The sequence below is a fragment of the Chitinophaga sp. LS1 genome (assembly GCF_034274695.1).
In the GTDB taxonomy this organism is placed as follows: domain Bacteria; phylum Bacteroidota; class Bacteroidia; order Chitinophagales; family Chitinophagaceae; genus Chitinophaga.
In genome coordinates, this window is record NZ_CP128362.1 from 4,659,670 (window position 1) to 4,677,245 (window position 17,576).

A 17,576-nucleotide genomic window follows, 5' to 3' on the forward strand; every position below is an offset into this window, starting at 1 on the left:
ACTAGAAAGCGCAATAATCTTTTATGAAACGCAAATTGAACAGGTACGTTGTCCTGACTGTCCTCCTATTGCTGGAAGTCTGGCAGGTAAGGGCCCACACTGCTCCGATCGCCTATAACTATGTAAGTGAAAAGGTCTCGCTGATTACAGCACTCCAGAAAATGGAAGACATCTTTCACGTGAATTTTAATTACAACAGCGCGACCGTCGCTAACAAATTTGTATACCTTGAACAGTTCCCGCAACAGGGGGCTTTCAATGCCAGCAAGGTAGCACAAGCCCTCCAACCACTGGGCCTCACTATCGTTGAACTGGGTCATAAAGACTACGCGATCCAGCGTATGACCACCGCTAACGCGATCACCATCTCCGGCAATGATCACAATGCCAATAACGATGATCACAAAATCATCAACGGTACCATCACCAACGATAAAGGTGAACCTGTACCCGGTGCTATCATCACCGATCAGGCCACCAACAAATCTGTGATCGCTGATGATCAGGGTCGCTATACCATCGAAGTAAATGGTGCGACCACTTTATTGGTGCACGCTGTCGGCTTTACCAAAAAGACTGTTAAAGCGGGTACTTCTGCTATGCTGAACATCCAGCTCATGCCGGATGTAAAGGACCTCTCTGCCGTGGTGGTGACTGCATTAGGTATCAAACGTGAAGAGAAAGCACTGGGTTATTCTATCGCTACTCTCGACGGTTCTAAAGTAAGCACTGTAAAAGATGTGAACATTGTAAACAGCCTCTCCGGCAAAGTTGCAGGTGTGGACATCCGCTCTGCCAGCTCTGATCCGGGTGGTTCTGTGCTGATCACCATCCGTGGCGCCAGCTCTATCGCTAATAATAACCAGCCTTTGTTCGTTGTGGATGGGGTACCTGTCGCTTCGGCTAACAGAAGCCCAACCGTTCCTGTAGGCCAGGTGACTGTTGACTACGGTAGCCCTATCTCCGATGTAAGTCCGGACGATATCGCCACCGTTACCGTGCTCAAAGGCGCCAGTGCTGCGGCTTTGTACGGTAGCCGTGCTGCTAACGGCGTGATCCTCATTACTACCAAAAGCGGTAATGGTAAAAACAAAAAAGGACTGAACGTAAGCGCAAACTTCAGCGCGATCTATGACAAAGCCTGGCAGTTCCCTGACTTCCAGAGTGAATATGGTGCAGGTGATGCCACGGGTTCTGTAGATCCATCCAATACCTTGTCTACTGCTTCATGGGGTCCTAAACTCAACACCGGCGCCAAATATATTCAATGGAACAGCCCTACCGATGCCAACGGCGACAAGGTAGCGACCGACTGGATCGCTTATCCTAACAGGGTGAAAGATTTCTATGAAACTGGTTCTACCTATACCAGCAACGTAGCCATCACTGGTAGCAACTTCCGCCTCTCTTATACAAATTTGCAAAATAAAGGTATCACGCCTAATACAGGTCTGCAGCGCAACAACATCAACCTCGCCGCAGGGTATGATCTGAATCCTAAAATTAAGGTGACTACCAATATTGCTTATACAAATAATACCAGTAATAACCGTCCTACTTTCAACAGGGGTAGCTCCAGTTATATCCTGTATACCATGCCGGCGAACATCAACTCCAAACTGCTGAAAAATTACTGGCAGAGTGGTGAAGAAGGCCTGCAACAATGGTCACAGGATCAGGGTAGTACAGATAACCCTTACTTCGTAGCTTATCAACTGACCAATGCCTACAATCGTCATCACGTAACAGGCAATGTGCAGTTGACCATGGAACTGGCTAAGGGCTTAACATTAATGGGTCGTACAGGTCTCGACTGGTATACTGAAACCGACGAAAGCAAGCGTGCAGTAAGTGCTGTGCAGAACCCTTATGGTGCCTATTATATCGGTGACCTCTTCGGTAGTGAGCAGAATACAGACTTCCTCCTGACCTATAAGAAAAGTCTTCAACACGATTTTGCATTTTTCGTAAGCGTAGGTGCTAACCGCATGGACCAGCATTCTAACACGCAGTCACAGGCTGCCAGTAAGCTGGTAATGCCGGGTGTATACAACATCTCCAATGCTGCTGCAGGTACTGTTACCAACTCTTCTTACAAGGCAACCAAACGCATCAACAGTTTGTATGCTATGGGTGAACTGTCTTACAAGAGTTATGCATTCCTGGATCTGAGTGCCAGAAATGACTGGTCCAGCGCGCTGCCTACTAATCACAACTCCTACTTTTATCCCTCTGCCTCATTGAGCTTAGTGTTGTCTGATATGTTGAAGATCGAACACGGTGCGCTGTCTTATGCCAAATTGAGATTGAACTGGTCTAAGGTAGGTAAGGATACTGATCCTTACAGCCTGTACAACAGCTTTACCTTCAGCTCTCCTGACTGGGGTGATGTGAAGATGGCGACCTTCAGCACTACACTGAAGAACAACAACCTGAAACCTGAAATCGCTACCTCTTATGAGATTGGTACGGATCTGAAATTCTTCAACAACAGGTTAGCGGTAGAAGCTACGTGGTATACCACCGATAGCCGTAACCAGATCATTCAGATCCCGACTACCATGGCCAGCGGTTATAGCGCACGCATCATCAACGCCGGTGAAATCCGTAACAGAGGCTGGGAAGTAGCTGTACACGGTACGCCGATCTCTGGTAAATTCATCTGGGATATCGGTGCAAACTTTACCCGCAACAGGAACAAAGTGATCGCACTGGCTGATGGTATTACTTCTTACCTGCAAGGGTCTGCAGAAGGTATGCAGTACCAGGTACGTGAAGGTCAGTCACTCGGCAATATGTACGGCTTCACCTGGACAACCGTTCCTGATGGTCCTAACAAAGGCAAGGAACTGCTGGACGAAACCGGTCATAGCCAGTATGCAACTGGCCTCGTGAAGATCGGTAACTACAATCCTGATTTCTCACTGGGTATCACCAACACCTTTACCTACGGTCACTTTACACTGAATACCCTGATCGATTACCGCCAGGGTGGCCAGTTCTTCTCTTATATGTTCATGAACCTGTTGTCTGACGGTCGTACTAAAAATACACTGAAAGGCCGTGATACAGAGCATGGTGGTCTGAGCTGGAACGATGGTACAACCGACCGTACAGATGGTATGATCGAAGACGGTTATATCTCAGATGGCAATGGTAACTATGTTAAGAATACCAACGTTACAGATCCTGAAAGTTTCTACGGTGACTACTATTGGAAGATGCACGCCCGCAATACCTTCAGCGCTACATATGTAAAGCTGCGTGAAGTGAGCCTGACATACCTGTTCAGCAAAGAGCAGACTGGCAGACTGCCGATCTCTAACCTGAGTGTATCACTGATAGCACGCAACCTGTTTAGCTGGACAGCCGCTGGTAGCGGATATGATCCTGAAACTGCGATGACGATCAAGAGCGGTAGCATCACCCCTGGTACATCCAGCTGGTCACTGCCATATACACGTTCTTATGGTGTGAAACTGGGTCTTAATTTTTAATATTCATACGACAACTATATGAAAAAGATATATGCCATTGGAGTGCTGTTCATGTTAAGTGCATGTACAAAGAACTTTGAGGAAATCAACACGGATCCAAATACGGCGACAACTGTGAATCCGCAATACCTGCTTTCAACGGCACTGGTAAAGACGGCATATCCCTATCAGAGCGAGGCATTTCTCGACCAGCCTGCAGAAGCAGGCCGTTACATCACCAAAGTACGTAACGAAGGTGATGACCTGTTTGGCTGGTCTGGCAATAGCTGGGACGGGTATTACGGTGCGCTGACATACAACAAAACCTTCCATGATCTGGCAGCCGGCAATGATATGTTGCAATACACAGCCGTGTCAGACATCATCAGGGTTTTCAACTTCGCTTATATTACAGACCTATATGGAGACATACCTTATAGTGAGGCCTTACTATCTAAAGACAGTAGTATAGTACATCCCAAATACGATCAGCAGGAGGATATCTATCCTTCGCTGCTGGCCACACTTACCGCTGCAAATGATACGCTGGCGGCGACAACGCTGAGCATCGATGCAGACTACGATATCCTGTATAGTGGTGTTGCACTGAACTGGCGCAAATTTGCCAATGCACTGCACCTGCGTTTACTGCTGCGTATATCGAACAAGTCAGCAAGTGCATATACTGAAATGCAGAATATAGTAGACAATCCTTCCAAATATCCTTTGTTCGACAGCAATAGCGACGATGCCGCACTGAGATATTTAGGTGTCAATGCATCTGATGCATGGCCGGGTGGTAACCTGAACAGCAAGACGACTGAGATCGATAAATACAAACCTAGTAAGGAGATCGTAGATACACTGCTGCGTCTGAATGATCCAAGGCTACCGATCTGGGTAGCGCCTGTATCAAGTACAACAGGGTATACAGTAGATTCAAATCTGTATGTAGGTGTACCCAATGCGATTTCTTCTCCTTATGATTATAATGGTGGTGAGACGCATATTTCCAAGATGGCAGCTATCTTCTACGCTAACCAGGATGATTTGCTGAATGCAAGTATGATGACCTATGCAGAGCAATGTTTTATACTGGCGGAAGTAGTACAGAGTGGCAAAGTAACGGTGAGTGGTGAAACAGCTTCTTCTTTATATAATAAAGGTATCAGCGCATCGCTGGATGCATACGGGGTATCTGCTACTGATAAGGCAACTTACCTGGCACAGGCCTCTGTACAATACAATGGTACATTGGTACAGCTGATCACACAGAAGTGGATTGCGAATTTCCTGAAAGGACCAGAAGGTTGGTTCGATCATAGAAGAACAGGGTATCCTGTATTTGTGACCGGACCGCTGGCTGCTATATCTGAGATCCCTTCCCGGTATAAGTATCCTACTACAGAGCAGTCTTATAACCTGGATCAGTATAATGCTGCGGTAGCAAGACAGGGTGCGGATGTACTGACAACGAAGATGTGGTATTTAAAATGATAAATAATTAGCTATGCAATTTTTTTCAATACTATTGATTGCATTGCTGCCTGTCGTAAAGCATAAACATGTAGTGATCGCCCATAGAGGCGATCACACTGTTTTACCGGAGAACACACTGGCAGCATATACACGTGCAATAGAAGATGGAGTGGATTATGTAGAGGTAGATTTGAGGACGTTCAAGGATGGGAGATTATATATTAGTCATGGGGAGCTGTCTGCGCTATCTGACAAAGTGCCTTCCTTTGAACAGGTATTGAGTCTTTGTAAGAAAAAGGTAAACATCTACCTTGACTTTAAAGATGCCGATCCGGCTATAGTATATCCATTGATTAAGAAAGCGGGTATGCAAAAGCACATCGTTGTATTCTGCAATACATTTGAGCAATTGAAGGATTGGCACAAAGTGGCGCCAGATATGCCACTGATGACGAGTGTGCCTGATGAAGTGAAGGATCTGAATGCGTTTTTTGACGAATACCCGGTGTCAGTGATCGATGGCAGCATTGGACAATATACCCCTGAAATGCTGGCAGTTTGCAAAAAACGGAATGTAGCCATATGGCTGGATGTGCAGGCAAAGGATGAAGATCCTCTTCGCTGGCAAAAGGCGTTGGATACACCTGTACAGGGTTTACAAACCGATCACCCGGGGGCATTGATCAATTACCTTAAACAAAATGGGGACAGATAATGAATAAGCTATTATTTTTACTGCTGTTTATGGCGCCTGTAGATAATATTATAAAGGATTTCTATCACCACCATGAATATGTATTGGTCGCGGCCCATCGTGCCGATCATGAGGAGTATCCTGAAAATTCTCTGCCGGCTATCCAGCGAGCGATAGATAAAGGTATTGACATTATTGAATTAGATGTTCGGGAAACAAAGGATGGGGTACTTGTGTTAATGCACGATAAGAGTATTGAGAAAAAGACGGATGGACATGGAAATGTAACCGATCTTACTTTTTCTGAATTACAGGGTGTACATTTAAAAAGAGAAGGCGTCATTACCTCAGAACGAATTCCTTCTTTTCAGAATGCGTTGGAAATGGCGAGAGGAAAGATCATGATCGATATCGATTTTAAAGCAGATACACGTAGTGCGATGGTATCGACCTGTAAACTGGTACGCGACATGGGAATGGAAAAACAGGTGTTGTTTTTTGTATATGATTATAAAGATGCGGATCTTGTAAGAGCAATAGATCCGAATATACCGGTGATGCCAAGGGTGCATAATGCGGAAGAGACTATGGCGGTGGTAAAACAGGGACGTTATGCTATCCTGCATGGAGATGATGATTTTTATACGGATAGTTTAATGCAGGTCGTGCGGAAAGCGAATATGAGAGTGTGGATGAATGCACTGGGGGATTATGATGATTTAGGGGAGAAGGGGTTTGATTCGCTGTTGCAGAAGAAGCAGGTGAATGTGATTCAGACGGATAGGCCGGAGGAGTTGCTGGGGTATTTACGGAGGAAGGGATTGCATAGATAAAAATAACGTAAAGATCATATAGTAATTACTAGAATTAAACAGAATTATGATTACCTCGCAGAAAAAAATGCAAATGAAGGGATGGCTGTTGCTTTGTTTATTATTTGGTGCGTTTTTAAATGTGCGTGCCCAGATCAGTGATGGAGATGAAGACCCGATTACAGTGATCCGTGGCCCCTACTTACAGGTAGGATCCCCCACCGCTATGACGATCCGCTGGCGTACAAATGTAGCCACACGTAGCCGTGTGCGCTTTGGTACGACAGTGAACAAATGGGATCTCTTAAAAGACGATTCTACAATTACGACAGAACACATCGTGCGTATTTCAGGTTTACAACCTCATACCCGTTACTATTATACAGTAGGTACATTTGCCGATACATTGCAGGGCGATGCGAACAACTACTTCTACACCCTGCCGGCTGTGGGTAGCAAAGACCTGATCAGGATCGGTGCATTTGGAGATTGTGGCAATAACTCCGCCAACCAGCGTAATGTAAAACAATCCGTACTCAATTACCTGGGTAATAACTATATGGATGCGTGGATACTCTTAGGTGATAATGCATATGGCAGTGGTACCGACCAGGAGTTTCAGACAAAGTTTTTTAATGTATATAAAGATGATCTGTTAAAACAGCATCCCTTGTATCCTACACCGGGTAACCATGATTACAATGACCATGATTTTCCCGGTGCGGTAGAAGTAGCGATGCGTACGCACAAGACCGCGTATTATCAGAACTTCTCTATGCCGACAGAAGCAGAAGATGGTGGTGTACCTTCTCACACACAGGCGTTCTTCTCATTTGATATCGGAAATGTACACTTTATTTCATTGGATAGCTATGGTAAGGAAGCAGATCAATATCGTCTGTACGATACACTGGGTCCGCAGGTACAATGGGTAAAGCGTGACCTGGAAGCGAATAAGAATAGACAGTGGGTGATTGCTTACTGGCACCACCCTCCTTATACGATGGGATCTCACAACTCTGATGAAGCAGATGAGCTGATCAGTATCCGTGAAAACTTTATCCGTATACTTGAGCGGAATGGTGTAGACCTCATCCTTTGCGGACATAGCCATGATTACGAGCGTTCCCGCCTCATGAAAGGACATTATGGAATGATGGATTCATTTGATCCTGCGGTACATAACCTGAGTCATTCTTCAGGGCTGTATGATGGTAGTGAGAATAGCTGTCCTTATGTAAAAGATTCACTGAATGCAGGAACGGTGTATGTGGTGAGTGGTTCAGCAGGTAAACTGGGTGGCAGACAAAAGACCTACCCACACAAGGCGATGCAGTATGCGAATGATACGAATGGTGGGGCATCCTTGTTAGAAATTGAAAACAATCGGCTGGATCTGAAATGGATTTGTGCAGACGGCGTGATCCGTGATCATTTCACGATGATGAAAGAAGTGAATAAGCACAATGAGATCAAAGCCAAAGCGGGACAGTCATTGACACTGACGGCTTCATTTGTGGGTAATTATAAGTGGAGTGAGAAGGGGCAGGAGACTAAGTCAATAACGATCAAGGTGGCAAAAGGAACGAACACTTATACTGTAGAAGATAAGGAAGGTTGTGTAAAAGATACCTTTACAATTACAGCGCGATGAAAAGAATAAGGGTGCTCACCGGTTTGTGTTTGTTGTTGTGTCTGGGGATAGTCGGTGAAACACCAAAAGGGTACCCGGAGCAGGCGATCCGGTATTTCAAAGAGCAGCAGGTCGTATTTGCATCAAAAGCAAGCGCTTTGAAAGCTGCTATTGAAAAGTATGATGTGAAAGATCCGGTTACTGTGGAGCAGGCGAAAGAAGCATTGAAGGAATGCAGGATTGCTTATAAACGCATTTCATTTTTCCTTGAATACTTCTTTGTGAGCGAAGCGTATGTGTTCAATACGCCGGCGAAGTATGAGGTAGAAGAACCTTATATAGAATATGAAGAGCCGGTAGGATTGCAACAAATAGAAGCGTTATTATATAGTCATGCATCGAAAGAAGAACTGATGCAGCAGGCAGACATCGTCGCAGAAACAGCGGCAGGTCTGCCTGCTTTGTTATATAACTTTAAGGCCACGGATGCGCAGGTGATGGAGAGTATCCAGTTAGAATTAATCCGGATACAGAGTTTGTATATAACGGGGTATGATGCGCCTTCCTTACAATGTGGGGTGCCGGAGGCCGCGGCGGCGATGGATGCATTGCGGAATGTGGTGGGAGTAGATAGTATTCGCTCCGCGATGTCTGCCGCGTTTGATTATTTGCATGACCATCCTGATTTCAACAGTTTTGATCGCCTCACGTTTATTACTGATTATGCCATGCCGGTACAACGTATGCTTTCAAACGTAGAAGCGACGCATACGGTAAGAGCGCTGAATACAACGGCGATTTATGGTGCGCGGGATGCATTTAAGAAAGAAACCTTTACACAGGGGGCGGATATTACAGTAGATGGCAGGGGGGATGTAATACGTAACGCAGATAACAGTGTGCCAAAGATTGGGTATGATACAGCTTTAGGTCGTCGGTTGTTTTTCGAGAAAAAGCTATCTGGTAATAGGCAGCGTAGTTGTGCCACCTGTCATTTACCGGAAAAGCATTTTACAGATGGGATGCCCCAGAATGCGTCTTTGTCAGGAGGGTTTTTACCAAGGAATACGCCCTCATTATTATATGCAACCTATCAGTATGCACAGTTCTGGGATGGCCGGGCAAAGAGCCTGGAAGAGCAGATAGATATGGTATTGCATAGTCCGGCCGAGATGGGGGGAACGGATGATAGTATTGTGGCGCGTATGCAAATGCCGAAGGCGAAGGTCATCCGTGCGCTGGCGGCTTATATCCGTACATTGACCCCGTTTAATTCTCCTTTTGATCATTATACAGAGGGAGATAGAACGGCGATGACCAGTCAGCAGAAGCATGGGTTTAATATTTTTATGGGCAAGGCTCGTTGTGGGAGTTGTCATTTTGCACCGTTGTTCAATGGGTTGACGCCTCCGTTATTTAACAGAACGGAATTTGAAATATTAGGAGTACCCCTATACAGTGATCTGCAACATCCGGTGGCAGATACGGACAGGGGTAGGATAGCGGTGTTTCCCATTACCTTTTATGAAGGCGCTTTTAAGACGCCTACAGTGAGGAATGCGGCTGCTACGGCGCCTTTTATGCATCATGGGAATTTTAGTACCATGCAGCAGGTGATTGACTTTTACAATCAGGGAGGCGTGACACCGGTGATGCATCAGACGTTGTCTTCTGATACATTAGGGCTGGATAAGGGGGAGCAGCAGGCGCTTATTTCTTTTTTAGAGGCATTGGTAGATGGCGTGTAAACTCTTTAGCTAAGCTTATTTTCTAAGGTGCAGGCTGGTTTTCTTCTATTCACGGTAGGTGCTTATTCCTTTTTTGGGCCTTACATTGGTTTGAGTTTAAGTGGGAACCACGTATCCGAAGTATCTGCTGACCATACGTCTCTGTACACCCATTTTCCATTGTGTTTTTCAAGGTAGCCGGGGATGTCGGTGAATGGTTTGGGAATTGTTCCCGAATCTGTAAAGAATGCAGATTCCCTGATCCGAACGTGAGGTTGCTCGTACTTGGGTATTTGTTTTTTTTGCGTGCACCCCCAAATTAAAAATAGGAAAATAAGGTACCGGGTCATTTTGCAAGAATTTTATCTCTCCATCTCAAAAATGGTTTTTCAACCAGGAACCTGAGCAGCCATGCAGCCGTGAGGCAGGTGATCGTACAAATTACAAACATCATTGTACTCTTCTTATCTATGCCCCATTGCGAGACGATCTTCTGGGTCACATGAATGACTATCTTATGGCTCAGGTACAGCGCATAACTCAGCGCTGCCAGCGAGCGGGTGATCCAACTACCCTGTCTATATAAGAAGCATTCAGGGCTGGCGGCAGCAGCTACAACACAACCATAGCCAATGGCAATCAGGGGGAACCCATAAATGGATTCATTAAACAGGTCTTCGTTGTCACACAGGATGTAGGCGCCTGCCAGTATGAGTAGTCCTGCTATCAGGAGCGGGGTACTATATTTATATAGCTTTTCTTTTATGGCGGCGAGACTAATACCTACAAGCAAGCCATCCAGCCGGCAGAAGGTAGGGTAGTATATCCATTTGTACCACACCATCCAGTTATCGGTGGTAGCGGGTAAATAGAAATGGTTCCAGCAGTAATAGCGAACGCCAAAACCAGCGAGGAATAGGGAGGCGATGAACCAGGGTGTGATTTGCGTCAATCGGTAGGTTCTGAAAAAGATGATCAATATAGGTAAGAGAAGGTAGAATTGCTCTTCGATACAGAGGGACCAGGCATGTGAGAAGGCGCCGGTGTTTTTCAGGTCGAGGCCAATGTTTTGGGTGAAGGTGAGGAATTTCCATAATGGAGGGAGGGTATCACGCTCCCGTAGGTACGGAAAAAGGAAGTACAGTGCTACAATGAGGAAGTAGGCGGGGAAGATGCGGAAGACCCTTTTGGTATAGAAGGTCTTTAAAGAGATCGGATCTTCACTGAATAGTTGGCCGGCGATGAGGAAGCCACTAAGTACGAAGAAGAGGTCTACGCCTGTCCAGCCGAAGCTACCGACTGTATAAATCCAGTTTGGGTGGCCAAATAGGTTGTAATGGAAAAGGTATACGAAAGTGATGGCAAATGCGCGAAGATGGTCAAGCCCGTTAAGCTTACGGGTGATCGGTTGATGTAGCATAGTAAGTAATGGGAAAGGATTGCAAAATAGTATTTTTTGAATAGTGTACAACGAAGAGATGTATTTTTATTTATAGCGATTAGTGAAGAAGATATTATTCATTTGGTTTGATACTTGCATAAATTACACCGGGTGTATATCTGTTATTGGTCGCCTTCCTTTTGGTGACGGCGATTTTTTATTTACATTCATAGTTATGAAAAAACTGACTGCGGAATTTTACAACCGGCCTGAGGTATTGACGATAGCAAAGGAGCTACTGGGAAAGATCATAGTAACCCGGTTTGATGGGGTCCTGACGACCGCGCGGATTGTGGAGACGGAGGCATATAGGGGAGTGGTAGACAAGGCGAGTCATGCTTATGGTGGGCGTCGTACCCAACGTACAGAGGTAATGTTTGGGGCGGCGGGCAAGGCGTATGTATATCTGTGTTATGGGATCCACTTCTTATTTAATATAGTGACGAATGAGGCGGAGATTCCGGAGGCGGTGTTGATCAGAGGGGCGGAGCCGCTGGAGGGCATCCCGGAAATGTTGAAACGAACAGGGAAGGCGAAGGCCGATTTTACACTGACAAGGGGGCCCGGGAATGTGAGTAAGGCTTTGGGGATTGATAAAATACATACGGGATATAATTTGTTCTCGAAGGATTTTTATCTGGCGGAGGATGGGTATGTGCCTGAGAAGGTGGTAGCGACGCCCCGCATAGGAGTGGATTATGCGGGGGCGGATGCGTTGCTGCCGTATAGGTTTATAGTGGAGGGGAATAGGTATGTGAGTGGGAAAAGGATTGTCTGAGATTCATTGATTTTAAGTATTGAAGAGGGAGGCCGGTAGCCTTTAGGTAAAAGCCCTGCACTTATTCGGTATTGAAAGTAAATCCTGTTGATGCCTAATAGCCCTTTTCATTGAGCAATTTTTCAATAAATGCACTATACTCATCCCGCATTGGCAGTATATCATTCACGACCAATGTCCTTCTCTGCACAGTCATCTGTTGTCCTGTCAGATAAAGGAATGCTGCAAAATAACAACCTTCACACCAATACATAAGATACCGTTTTGCAGACGTGCCAAATAGCAGATTGCTATGGCTTTACCTTCTACGATAGTATGATCACTACTGAGGCTTTGGAAAGCAACTATAATCTGCTTTATTCAGAAGAATTAAATTATACGGACGGGTTATTGATGGAAAATTAACGGTAAAAATCCCTTTAAATAGATAAACCATTACTAATTTACAATTGCAAAATTTATTTATTATAGATATTGGTAAATTTAGTATTTTTAAGTGATTTTCACATACCCATTGATTTAAGACGCCCATGAAACTACTAGTTGGAATAAGACACATACTCATCTTCTCTGCTTTTTTGATAAAATCACTATTTTGCTTTTCTCAAATTTCTACCCCTAAATTTCAATCTTTCGAGCCGATTGTTACAAACAAATCTACATCTAATAAACTATCTGAAAGCACAAATAATCTGATCCAAAATAAAGAGGAGGAAGAAAGGAAAATAGAAAGTAAATATGCCTTATCGCCAAAGATTAATCAAGTAAACGAAGAAAATGTGAAGGCGATGTATGGTGCGAATTCCGTTGATCCAGACAATAGATCGGATGCGTTAAGTTATTTAATAAAAGCTTTCAACAATTTTTGCAAATAAATCCCGATAGCTTTTCTATTACCAAGGCAGTATATCTTTCTGAAATGCCATATTACAGTCAATCCTATAGTTATTCTGAATTTGAAAAAGTGATTGAACAAAAAGCACAATTGGTAAAGTTTATATTAAAGCAGGAAGGATTGAATGAGAAAAGCAACTTAGCGCTCCATTATGCTATACAAAAGTTATTTGGCCAATTGAATAATATTAAGGATCCTTTGCATAACAAGTATTATACTTTAGATAAAATCAGGTATGACTTTGAAGACCCAATGGGAGAAAATGATTGGACAAAAATGTTTGTCACCAAATTACTATTAACTAACAAGGGGCAATGTCATTCTTTACCATTATTATATTTATGCATTTCAGAACATTTAGGAGCGAAGGCATATCTCTCGCTATCTCCTAATCATTCCTTTATACAATTCTTTGATGAATCTGGCAAACGATATAATTATGAAACAACTAATGCCCATCTTGTTTCAACCTCTTGGCTAATGCAATCAACATATGTGAACTCTACTGCTTATAAAAACAAAACCTATCTTGATACACTCTCAAGTAGAAAATTATATGCGCAATGTTTAGCTGATTTGCTTTTATGTTACCAGGAGAAATTGAAGGTAAATTACGATAGCTTCTCTCAACTGCTGATAAATAAGATTTTGAAAGAGGATTCGGTAAATCTAACAGCACTAATGGTACGTGCTAATTATTATATTACCACATTTGAAAAATTAGCTTGCTCAAAAGGATACCCTTCAATTAAGGACTTTTATAAGTTTCCTGACTTACAATTAGCTTATAATAATGCCAAAGTAACGCAACAGGCAATTACAGTAACAGGGTTTCAGGAAATGCCTCCTGAAGCCTACAATAAGTGGCAGGAATCTTTAAAAGATGAAAAAACAAAGGAACATGAGAAATATGAACAAGAAAAAATGAATATAGAAATTAAAAAACTTCAGATGGTTCAGAATAGTTTAACCAACAAGCCTCAAAAATAAATTTTCACTTTTCAATAAATAAAGATGCATAACCTAAGGCCTTTGAATTTAATTTTCATTCTCCTACTTTTATTTTCTATATCATCAATTGCTCAAAATAAAAATCCATATAAAAAGATTGGTAAGAAAGCAAGTATTGTAACCTTGACAAGTGGTAAGTATAAGGAATTATTTGATGAAGACAGTATCCAAAAGATCGGTACCGCATTAATAAATATCAATACAATGCAGGTCGTCCATTTAATGGATGAAAATACCGAGATCCGAAGGAGACCGGATAATTCTACTAGCAGTAGGTTTTTAAGTACAGATCCTCTTACAGGGAGTTTTTCAATGTTAAGCCCGTATCAATATGCAAGTAATAGACCCATTGATGGTATTGATCTTGATGGTATGGAATATGTAACCTATACCTATGTTTTCAACTTAGATAAAAGAAACTATAACCCTGAATTAGGAAACCTTGCGAGCGCCAGCTATGTATGGTATAATGCCAATCAACATAATGCCCATGGCAGTTTAGGGCAAGGTGTTCAATATATTATGAAATATCAGGTTGAAGGCAAAGAAGTTGGGCAGAATGCATATTTTGTTGCGAGGAATGCAAGTGCATTAGGAATAAGTACTGAATATGGCAACTATATGGGTGCTACCGCTCTTTTTAATCCAAATACTGATGGATTGGGCAGTAGTAGTATATATAATTATGATTTGCCAGCAGTCGATCAGGTAGATTTTTTGGCGCAGCAACATGATCTGGGATATGATAGAATAGGTGCTGTTGGACAAAGTTCCTTATTTGGTGATTGGGGGACAACTCCTATAGATGAAGCAGCGTTAAATGGGTGGAATGATTTCAGAGATAAATATAAAACCGGAAGTAGTGATCCTTATAATGGTCAGGCTGTTACTACTAGTGAAAGAAAAGCGGCATGGAGAGGTGCAACACTGTTCAGCGATGTAGTAGCTAATAAAAAGGTGAACATATCCTACTGGATGTTGAAAAATTATTCAAGTGAAGCCCGTACTACAAAAAATGGATCTTTTTTAAAACCTGATACTCAATACAACTACAACCTATTTTTAAAGAAATATATGGAAAAAGATAAAGATGGAAATTGGACCAGGAAAGCCGGAATGTGGAACGAAGATAAAGATCATAACTTTACACCTAAAGCACCATCTGAATAAATAATAGCATGAAAGCAATTTACGGAACGGGCATACCAATTGTTATATTGGTAATATTTTTTTTCGCTTGCAATAATTTATACAAGGCGGGTAGTAGGGTTCCTCTTATGGATTTAAAAATCACTACTAATGTAAATGATAGATTAATCTATAGCTATCTGGATAGTATCAATAGCAAAATTGATACATCTAAAGGGTATCCCTTTGTAGTTAATGGAGGTGATTTGCAATACTTCCCAGACATAAATAAAATAGCTTACTTTGTTGATAGTCCATTTGAAGCATACCACCTTTCTTCGAACGGGCTGTTTAAGCTTGCTGAGGTGTATAATCCAAATAAATCCATGAATTGGATAACAAAAGGAGAAAATTTAACCAAAGAAGATTATAATAGAATCGAAAGAAGGATTAATTCTTTGCTTAAAGGAGTAGTTAAAAATGCCAAAGATAAAAATGTTCCAGATACAGTTGTTTTTTGGGAAAAGCCCTATGACACGGTGATTTGTAAATTAGAAACGCCTTATGATCAGTAAGAAACAACTCATTTTAATTTTATATACCTCAGTATTTAATACTTTTTTTTGTGCTTATGCTCAAACGAATAATAATACATCAATCCGAAAAAACTATGAACAATCATATGACCTGCTAGATTCTTGCCTTAAGAATAATTCTTCTTTTAAGGATGCTGTATTTATTGCAGAAAATTGCTACAAAGCCAATAGGTATAGCAAACAGATATTTCAGGGTTTTATTACTGAATACGCGGTACTTTGCAAACTGAATATAGATAATATTACTGATGAAAATAATAAAGTCGATTCGTTCAATTTTATTGGGAATTATGCAATTTTCAAGTTATTATGTGACACCTCTATATTCATCAATAAATCTGATTCTATTTCTACATTACATCTCCCATTCAAATATGATGAGGATGACCCTTCTGCTAAGCATGCATGGAGCAATATGTTTGTGTTCAAACTCTTATTAACTCATACAGGGAATTGCCACAGTCTTGTCTATCTATATAAGATTCTAGCTGATGAATTGCATGTCAAATGTTGGCTTTCCTTAGCTCCTAATCATATTTATATTCGTAATTACAGCGAAAAAAGTGGTTGGTACAATACCGAATTAACAAGTGGTACTTTCCCTACTGATGCCTGGATAATGACTACAACAAATACGCCATCAGAAGCTGTTCGTAATGGTCTTTATATGGATACTCTCAGTAATCAACAGTCCATTGCATTATGTGTTCTAGACCTAGCCAAAGGCTATGAATTTCAAACACACAATTATACTGACGGATTCATATTAAAATGTTGCGATCTAGTACTCAAATACCATTCTATTAATCCAATGGCACTATTACTTAAAGCAGAATCACTAAAGAAATTATACCTCAAACAGCATAAATTACAACTACAAGAAGCAGCTATTACTTATTCAAAGATGTCGAATACTTACATAACATTAGCAAAAATGGGATATCGTGAAATCTTTTAATTGCGCATTATACGTTTTTAGACGACGAGGAAAGTGATACATTTGAGTGGCATACCCAAGAGGAGAATGATGTTGAAATGAGAGCTTAGGCCATACTAATGTAGTGCAGAATGAAGTTAAATTACTGACTAGAACTTATTTCATAAATAGGATGTATGATCAGTCGGGCCAGGTACTCGTTTCCCAGTCATTTTCTTGGTAAAGATTATTTTCATCCGGAACTGATGAATGGGTGTCCAAACGCTGGATGATAGTTGTATTCATTGCTTACTTTAATTATACGGCATGGGTGTCAGCCTTGATTAATTTATTTTTAAAATATTCATATACCTGCAGCATCGAAATTATTTTTTGACCAGTTACTAATGTTTTTTTCCAGGGATTATTTACATCATTATGAAAAGCCTTAATGATAATATTATCTCCGATATGCCCATAAGTATTCCATACCCGGTCAAGTAAGTGCTGGTCTTCTTTGGAAATAGCCTGATTACCCTGTGGATTAGGCAGTTTTTTGTAATAAGATCTTCTTCTGGAGACAATCATATTTTCCCATAATGAAGCAAATGTAGCGCAGCTGATATGGCAAATCAACGGTTCTTTGATTAAGGTTGATCTACCTTCTGAAAAAGCAAGATACCAGCCATATGAGAAATAGGTAAGACCAACAAGTTGGTTGACATTAATAGGTACATATTCTGATGCATACGTGGTAATAAAATAATTGGCAATTGTAGTTGGATTATAGGCCATGGTCTTTTAATAATTTAGTCTTTTAATAAAATGGTCTTTAATGAAATATTCTTTTACCTACTGGTCTTTCAATTATTCAATCTTTTAATGAAACAGTCTTTCCCCTCCCGGTCTTTCAATTATCTAGTCCTTTAATGAAACAGTCCTTTCCCTCCCGGTCTTTCAATTATCTAGTCCTTTAATGAAACAGTCCTT

15 protein-coding genes are annotated in these 17,576 nt (G+C 41.9%); 12 read left to right on the top strand and 3 right to left on the bottom strand.

Going from position 1 to position 17,576, the window contains the following annotated elements:
• The first annotated feature begins 23 nt into the window (after positions 1 to 23).
• Genes QQL36_RS19295 through QQL36_RS19320 form a run of 6 tightly spaced genes read left to right on the top strand, consistent with a single transcriptional unit; the run spans position 24 to position 9,842 of the window.
• Complete coding sequence (locus QQL36_RS19295) at positions 24 to 3,497, top strand: SusC/RagA family TonB-linked outer membrane protein (protein ID WP_083726995.1); 3,474 nt, start codon at positions 24 to 26, stop codon at positions 3,495 to 3,497.
• 18 nt (positions 3,498 to 3,515) lie between these two features.
• Positions 3,516 to 4,973, top strand: a complete 1,458-nt coding sequence (locus tag QQL36_RS19300; RefSeq protein WP_321566459.1) for a SusD/RagB family nutrient-binding outer membrane lipoprotein — start codon at positions 3,516 to 3,518, stop codon at positions 4,971 to 4,973.
• A 13-nt stretch (positions 4,974 to 4,986) separates the two neighbouring features.
• Positions 4,987 to 5,670 carry a glycerophosphodiester phosphodiesterase family protein gene (locus QQL36_RS19305; RefSeq protein WP_321566460.1) on the top strand — a complete coding sequence of 228 codons (684 nt, stop codon included), beginning with the start codon at positions 4,987 to 4,989 and terminating at the stop codon, positions 5,668 to 5,670.
• Positions 5,670 to 6,482 (top strand): glycerophosphodiester phosphodiesterase family protein, encoded by an 813-nt coding sequence (locus QQL36_RS19310; RefSeq protein ID WP_321566461.1) that lies wholly within the window; start codon positions 5,670 to 5,672, stop codon positions 6,480 to 6,482. Before QQL36_RS19305 ends, QQL36_RS19310 begins: the two co-directional genes overlap by 1 nt.
• Before the next feature lie 46 nt (positions 6,483 to 6,528).
• Complete coding sequence (locus QQL36_RS19315) at positions 6,529 to 8,115, top strand: metallophosphoesterase family protein (protein WP_321566462.1); 1,587 nt, start codon at positions 6,529 to 6,531, stop codon at positions 8,113 to 8,115.
• On the top strand, positions 8,112 to 9,842 hold the full coding sequence (locus QQL36_RS19320) for a cytochrome-c peroxidase (protein ID WP_321566463.1): 1,731 nt from the start codon (positions 8,112 to 8,114) through the stop codon (positions 9,840 to 9,842). Before QQL36_RS19315 ends, QQL36_RS19320 begins: the two co-directional genes overlap by 4 nt.
• 325 nt (positions 9,843 to 10,167) lie before the next feature.
• Here QQL36_RS19320 and QQL36_RS19325 read toward each other — a convergent pair whose 3' ends face one another.
• Complete coding sequence (locus QQL36_RS19325) at positions 10,168 to 11,241, bottom strand: acyltransferase (RefSeq protein WP_321566464.1); 1,074 nt, start codon at positions 11,239 to 11,241, stop codon at positions 10,168 to 10,170.
• Between the two features lie 196 nt (positions 11,242 to 11,437).
• On the opposite strand from QQL36_RS19325, the gene QQL36_RS19330 reads away from it, so the two are divergent.
• On the top strand, positions 11,438 to 12,040 hold the full coding sequence (locus tag QQL36_RS19330) for a DNA-3-methyladenine glycosylase (RefSeq protein WP_083727009.1): 603 nt from the start codon (positions 11,438 to 11,440) through the stop codon (positions 12,038 to 12,040).
• A gap of 94 nt (positions 12,041 to 12,134) precedes the next feature.
• Here QQL36_RS19330 and QQL36_RS19335 read toward each other — a convergent pair whose 3' ends face one another.
• Complete coding sequence (locus QQL36_RS19335) at positions 12,135 to 12,293, bottom strand: hypothetical protein (RefSeq protein ID WP_321566465.1); 159 nt, start codon at positions 12,291 to 12,293, stop codon at positions 12,135 to 12,137.
• A 277-nt stretch (positions 12,294 to 12,570) separates the two neighbouring features.
• Here QQL36_RS19335 and QQL36_RS19340 point away from each other — a divergent pair, with 277 nt between their 5' ends.
• The 5 genes from QQL36_RS19340 to QQL36_RS19360 are packed head-to-tail and all read left to right on the top strand — an operon-like array spanning position 12,571 to position 16,628.
• Entirely contained in the window at positions 12,571 to 12,915 is a 345-nt protein-coding gene (locus QQL36_RS19340) for a hypothetical protein (protein WP_321566466.1), read from the top strand.
• Positions 12,906 to 13,925: a hypothetical protein gene (locus tag QQL36_RS19345; protein WP_321566467.1), complete on the top strand. Its 1,020-nt coding sequence runs from the start codon at positions 12,906 to 12,908 to the stop codon at positions 13,923 to 13,925. The genes QQL36_RS19340 and QQL36_RS19345 overlap by 10 nt, the downstream gene beginning before the upstream one ends.
• Positions 13,926 to 13,967: 42 nt before the next feature.
• The gene (locus QQL36_RS19350; RefSeq protein WP_321566468.1) at positions 13,968 to 15,116 is read left to right on the top strand and encodes a hypothetical protein; all 1,149 of its coding nucleotides are present in this window, start codon (positions 13,968 to 13,970) and stop codon (positions 15,114 to 15,116) included.
• A gap of 8 nt (positions 15,117 to 15,124) precedes the next feature.
• The gene (locus QQL36_RS19355; RefSeq protein ID WP_321566469.1) at positions 15,125 to 15,649 is read left to right on the top strand and encodes a hypothetical protein; all 525 of its coding nucleotides are present in this window, start codon (positions 15,125 to 15,127) and stop codon (positions 15,647 to 15,649) included.
• A complete protein-coding gene (locus tag QQL36_RS19360; protein ID WP_321566470.1) occupies positions 15,639 to 16,628 on the top strand; it encodes a hypothetical protein in 990 nt (329 codons plus the stop codon). The genes QQL36_RS19355 and QQL36_RS19360 overlap by 11 nt, the downstream gene beginning before the upstream one ends.
• Before the next feature lie 276 nt (positions 16,629 to 16,904).
• Here QQL36_RS19360 and QQL36_RS19365 read toward each other — a convergent pair whose 3' ends face one another.
• A complete protein-coding gene (locus QQL36_RS19365) occupies positions 16,905 to 17,381 on the bottom strand; it encodes a hypothetical protein (protein WP_321566471.1) in 477 nt (158 codons plus the stop codon).
• Between the last annotated feature and the right edge of the window lie 195 nt (positions 17,382 to 17,576).